General features: G+C 62.9%; 7 protein-coding genes. 3 read left to right on the forward strand and 4 right to left on the reverse strand.

Features of this window, described 5'->3' with window-relative positions; all coding sequences use genetic code 11:
• The 4 genes from WAN71_RS11180 to WAN71_RS11195 all read right to left on the reverse strand — a co-directional run.
• Nucleotides 1-267, reverse strand: a 267-nt coding sequence (locus tag WAN71_RS11180; RefSeq protein WP_422225386.1) for an MlaD family protein, incomplete at its 3' end; no start/stop codon positions are given.
• Nucleotides 268-279: 12 nt separating this feature from the next.
• Complete coding sequence (locus tag WAN71_RS11185) at nucleotides 280-1,131, reverse strand: MlaE family ABC transporter permease (protein WP_422225392.1); 852 nt, start codon at nucleotides 1,129-1,131, stop codon at nucleotides 280-282.
• Nucleotides 1,132-1,159: 28 nt separating this feature from the next.
• Nucleotides 1,160-1,969 (reverse strand): MlaE family ABC transporter permease, encoded by an 810-nt coding sequence (locus tag WAN71_RS11190; protein WP_422225387.1) that lies wholly within the window; start codon nucleotides 1,967-1,969, stop codon nucleotides 1,160-1,162.
• Between the two features lie 161 nt (nucleotides 1,970-2,130).
• Complete coding sequence (locus WAN71_RS11195) at nucleotides 2,131-3,336, reverse strand: CaiB/BaiF CoA transferase family protein (RefSeq protein WP_422225388.1); 1,206 nt, start codon at nucleotides 3,334-3,336, stop codon at nucleotides 2,131-2,133.
• A gap of 282 nt (nucleotides 3,337-3,618) precedes the next feature.
• Between WAN71_RS11195 and WAN71_RS11200 the strand changes: the two genes are divergently transcribed.
• The 3 genes from WAN71_RS11200 to WAN71_RS11210 all read left to right on the forward strand — a co-directional run.
• Nucleotides 3,619-4,320, forward strand: coding sequence for an SDR family NAD(P)-dependent oxidoreductase (locus tag WAN71_RS11200; protein WP_422225389.1), 702 nt, complete (start codon nucleotides 3,619-3,621; stop codon nucleotides 4,318-4,320).
• A gap of 14 nt (nucleotides 4,321-4,334) precedes the next feature.
• Nucleotides 4,335-4,535, forward strand: coding sequence for a ferredoxin (locus WAN71_RS11205; protein WP_422225390.1), 201 nt, complete (start codon nucleotides 4,335-4,337; stop codon nucleotides 4,533-4,535).
• Nucleotides 4,532-5,423, forward strand: an 892-nt coding sequence (locus WAN71_RS11210; RefSeq protein ID WP_422225391.1) for a cytochrome P450, incomplete at its 3' end; no start/stop codon positions are given. The genes WAN71_RS11205 and WAN71_RS11210, both read left to right, overlap by 4 nt.

Genomic DNA, 5,423 nt, shown 5'->3' on the forward strand with positions numbered 1-5,423 from the left:
GTGCAGGACGGCTTGACCATTGGGCCGCGACTCGATCGAGTCAACCTTCCCGACCTGCACGCCGCGCATCTCCACTTTCGCGTCCGGGTTCATCACCAGGCCAGCCCGCGATGACGTCACAGTCACCGGCACGTTGTCGGCGAAGGGCCATCTGCTGTGCGTGAAGGGCCAGCTGCCCCGGAACAGGGACACGGCGACGACGACGATCATGGCTATCACGGCCACGGTCGCCAGACCCGTCAGTGCGCGCATCCCAGAGTGCTGCATCGAATCCCTTCCTTAACCCGAGAGGTTGAAGTTTCCGTTGGAGCCGTAGATCGACAGCGAGACCAGCAACGTCACCGAGATCACGACAATCAGCGACGTACGAACCGCGTTGCCCGTTGCGACGCCGACACCCTCTGGTCCCCCCGAGGCGAAATACCCGTAATAGGTGTGCAGCAACAGAACCGCGAGCGCCATCAGGACGGCCTGAAGGAACGACCACAGCAAGTCGATCGGGTTCAAGAACGTGTCGAAGTAGTGGTTATAGAGGCCACCTGACTGGCCGAACAGCACAACAGTTGTGAATTGGCTGGCGAGGAACGACAAAATGACGGCAATGCTGTACAGCGGCGTGATCGCGAGCATGCCCGCCACGATCCTGGTGCTGACCAGGTAGGAGATCGGCCGAATCGCCATGGCTTCCAACGCATCGATTTCTTCGCTGATCCGCATCGCGCCCAATTGCGCGGTCACGCCGGCACCGAAGGTCGCTGCCAAGCCGATCCCGGCGACCACCGGCGCCGCGATGCGGACGTTGATGAATGCCGCCAGGAATCCGGTCAGCGCTTCGATGCCGATATTGCCTAGGGAGCTATACCCTTGCACCGCGAGCGTACCGCCCGTGGCCAGCGTCAGGAAGCCGACGATCGCGACCGTTCCACCGATCATCGCCAACGTTCCTGCGCCCATGCTGATTTCAGCGACTAGACGGATGACCTCCCGCCGGTAGTGGACGGTAGCGAACGGTATGCCGGCAATCGCCCTGCCGTAGAACAAGGTGTGGTCGCCGATCGAGTTCAAAACGCCGACGGGTCTGCGCCACTGGCCCAGTACCCGGAACGCCCGGGGGTAAGCGGCTCTCAGCATCTTCGTCGTGCTCACGGCATCTGTCCCATCACTTCGTCGTGAATCGGATGCCGATCGCGGTAACGACCACGTTGATGACGAAGAGCGCCATGAACGCGTACACCACGGTTTCGTTGACGGCGTTGCCCACCGCCTTGGCTCCCCCGCCGGTTATCGTCAGGCCGCGGTAGCAGGCCACCAAGCCGGCGATGAGGCCGAACAGCGCTGCCTTGACGCACGAGATAATCACCTCGGGCACACCGGTCAGCAACGTGATCCCCGCGGCGAACGCACCCGGGTTGACGTCCTGCACGAACACCGAGAACACGTAGCCGCCGACGATCCCAATGATCACGACCAGGCTGTTGAGCAACAGCGCGACCAGACCGGCCGCGAGCATCCGGGGCGTCACCAGCCGCTGCACCGGGTTGATCCCCAGCACCTCCATCGCGTCGATCTCTTCGCGGATGGTGCGCGAGCCGAGGTCCGCGCACATCGCCGTCGCACCGGCCCCGGCCACAATCAACACTGTCACGGTCGGGCCGACCTGGGTAACCGCGCCGAATGCAGCACCGGCGCCGCTGAGATCCGCGGCGCCCAACTCGCGCAGCAAGATGTTGAGAATGAAGCTGACCAGAACCGTGAACGGTATGGCCACCAACAACGTCGGAGCTAGTGAAACCCGCGCGACGAACCAGGACTGCTCCAGGAACTCTCGCCACTGAAATGGCCTGCGAAACGTGAACCTGATCGCGTCCGCCGACATCGCGAACAGCCCGCCGACGGACTGCATCGCGCCGGACAAGCCGCTCGGCATACTGATCCCTGAGGACCAGCGCTCCGCGCCTTTAGTCGCCATCGCCGCCCACCATCCTCACGCCCAGTCGCTCCGTATCGTTCGCGTGAGTTGGCGCACCCGACACCGCGGGATCGACAAACTCCACTCCTTGAAGCGTCCGGCGATTATGACTCATGCCGCATGCGGCGGGAGTGAAAATTGACAACTGAGGGACCTCCGAATTAAGTGACGGCACCGATAGTTTTGAGCTCGATGATGCGGTCCCAGTCGAGTCCAAGCTCCATCAAGATTTCATCGGTCTGCTCGGCGAACCCGGGAGCCGGCCCGGACGCGGGTGCGGCCACATCGAATTGCACCGGATTGGCGACCAGCTCGAGTTCGCCTGCCTGCACGACATATTCGTTCGCCCGGATCTGAGCGTCGTTGGCTGCCTGCAAGGTGTCTTGTACCGGAGCCCACGGGCCGGCCAGCGTCGCGAAGCGTTCACTCCATTCGGCGAGACTGCGGTTAGCGATCGCCTTCGTCAGGATCTGCACCGCCTCTGCGGTATTGGCGGCGATCTTTTCATCGGTGTCGAAACGCGGGTCGTCTGCCAGTTCTGCTTGGTCGATATGGCGGCATACATCGGCCCAGAACTTGCTGGCTTGCATCATCACAAAGGAGATGTAGCGGTCGTCGGATGTCGCATAGAGACCCACCAACGGATTGATCGGCGAGCCGTGCACGCCGGGCGGGAACGCCTCCATCCGCTGGCCGAGATGCACGGTCAACGCCACCGTGTGTCCCAGCGACCAGAGTCCGCTGCCCAGCAGCGAGACATCGACGATCGACGGGTCGCCGGTGCGTTCGCGTTTGAGCAACGCCGCCGCGATCCCGCCGGCGAGATTGGTGCCGGAAATGGTGTCGCCGTAGGCAGGTCCGGGCGGACCGACCATCCCCTCCGTCCCGGGCGGGGTGACGGTGGCGGCGGTTCCGGCCCGACACCAGAACGCGGTCATGTCGTAGCCGCCTTTTTCCGACTCCGCGCCCCGCGGGCCCAGCGCGCTGCCGCGGGCATAGATGATGTTGGGGTTGACCGCGCGGATGTCGTCGACGTCGATGCCGAACTTCTTCCGGTGTCCGGGCAAGAAGCTCGTCAAGAACACATCCGAGCGGCGCGCCAGCTCGTAGAGCACTTCTTTGCCCTCAGGCACCGACATATCCAGGCCAAGGCTGCGCTTGCACCGGTTGGCGTGCTCGATGTTCGGGTTGGGGTCGCCGTCGACGCGCAACAAGCCGGTCTGCCGCAGTCCGCGCTGTGGGTCACCGGTCACCGCGTGCTCGACCTTGACCACGTCTGCGCCCCATTCCGCCAGCACCGCACCCGCCGACGGGACGAAGCCGTACATGGCGACCTCGAGAACGCGGATGCCGTCCAGCGGTCCCATCAGACGACTCCCGGAACACACACGGCAAAAGCTCCTCGACACGTCGATAATTTCATTCTCATCCCGGGCGAATCTTACATTCCGCCAACGAGAATTCAACCAAACGCAAGAAACGAGACTGCCATGCTCAGAAGGGCTTCGCGCACCCCAAACGCGCAATGTCTTCGCAGGAAGAATGGGGTTTCTGGGCCGCGTTGCGAGCGGCTGCGATCTGAGAGTAAGGTTCTCATAATTGGAAGGGAGATTCTTTGTGCCTGAGACGGTCTCCGACGGGACGCCCACGTGACAACGGCCGTGGTCACCGGGGGCGGCTCTGGAATTGGCCTTGCCATCGCTGAGCGACTGCGCCGAGACGGGTACCAAGTCGCGACCGTCGACCTCAAGCCGTCCGAGACGCAATTCGCCTTCACCGCCGACGTGACCGACCGTTCGCAAGTGGACGCCGCGCTGTCGGCCATCCGCGACCAACTGGGCCCGGTCACCGTTCTGGTCAACGCCGCCGGCTTGGACGGGTTCAAACGCTTCAACCACATCGAGTTCGAGGATTGGCAGCGGCTGATCGAAGTCAACCTCAACGGGGTCTTCCACATGATTCAGGCAGTGCTACCCGACATGCTGGAGGCCGGCTGGGGTCGCATCGTCAACATCTCCTCGTCGAGCACCCACTCCGGCGCTCCCTACATGGCTCACTACGTGGCGGCCAAATCCGCGGTCAACGGGCTCACCAAATCGCTGGCACTGGAGTACGGACCGAGCGGCATCACGGTCAACGCTGTACCGCCAGGTTTCATCGATACCCCGATGCTGCGCAGCGCCGAGGAAAACGGCTACCTCGGCGACATCGAAAAGACCATTGCCGCAACACCGGTGCGCCGGATGGGCAAACCGGAGGACATCGCCGCGGCCTGCGCCTTTCTGATATCGGAGGAAGCCGGCTACATCACCGGTCAGATACTCGGCGTCAACGGCGGCCGAAACACCTGAGCGAGGGGAGAGTTGTGAAAGTTCGGGTTGATTCAGATCGCTGCCAGGGGCACACGCTGTGCTCGATGATCGCGCCGGATTCCTTTGTGCTCGATGACATCGAAGGTCATTCGTCGGCGGTCTCGGAAGACGTTCCGCCCGACCAGGAAGACGCCGTCCGAGAGGCCGCTCAATCCTGCCCGGAACAAGCCATCCTGATCACGGAGACCAGATGAGCGTCGATGACATCGATCGCAAGAAGAACCGGTATCACTTCGACCGGCACACTCCCGAATACCGAACCCAGTTCGAGAAGATCACCGAGGACATCCACGCCAAGTGCCCGGTCGCCTGGACCGACACCTACGAGGGCCACTGGGTCGCCGGCGGCAGCCAGGCGGTATTTGAACTCGCCCGATGCCCGGCCGTCTCTAACGACCACGACATCAATGGGGAACGCCAAGGCTATCAAGGTATTTCGATCCCCAAGGCCAAGCGGGCCAGCGGGGTGCGGGGCGGCATCTTGGAGATGGACGACCCTGAGCACCGCATCTATCGCAACGAGCTCAACCCATACCTGTCACCGGCCGCCGTCAAGCGTTGGGCACCTTTCATCGACGACGTGACGCGTGCATGTCTCGACGAAAAGATCGAAGAAGGCCACATCGACTTCGTCGACGATCTCGCCAACATTGTGCCGGCAGTGCTGACGCTGGCGATGCTGGGCATCCCGCTGAAGAACTGGGCGATGTACAGCGAGCCGGTCCATGCCTCGGTGTACACCCCGGAACACTCCCCCGAAATCGACCGCATTGTCGCCATGCATCGGCAGATGGGACTTGATCTGCTGAACAACATGATCGAGATCCGGGAGAGCCCCCGGCCGGGCATCGTCAACGCGCTCATCAGTATGCGGATCGATGGTGAGCCCGCTCCTGATCTTGAGATCATGGGCAACCTCGGACTGGTCATCGGCGGCGGCTTCGACACCACCACCGCGTTGACCGCCCACTCGCTTGAGTGGCTGTCGCAGCACCCCGATGAGCGCGAGCGGCTCAGCAGCGAGCGAGACACCCTGCTCGACTCAGCCACCGAAGAGTTTCTGCGGTACTACACGCCGGCCC

The sequence above is a fragment of the Mycobacterium sp. genome, from assembly GCF_049280035.1.
GTDB lineage: Bacteria > Actinomycetota > Actinomycetes > Mycobacteriales > Mycobacteriaceae > Mycobacterium.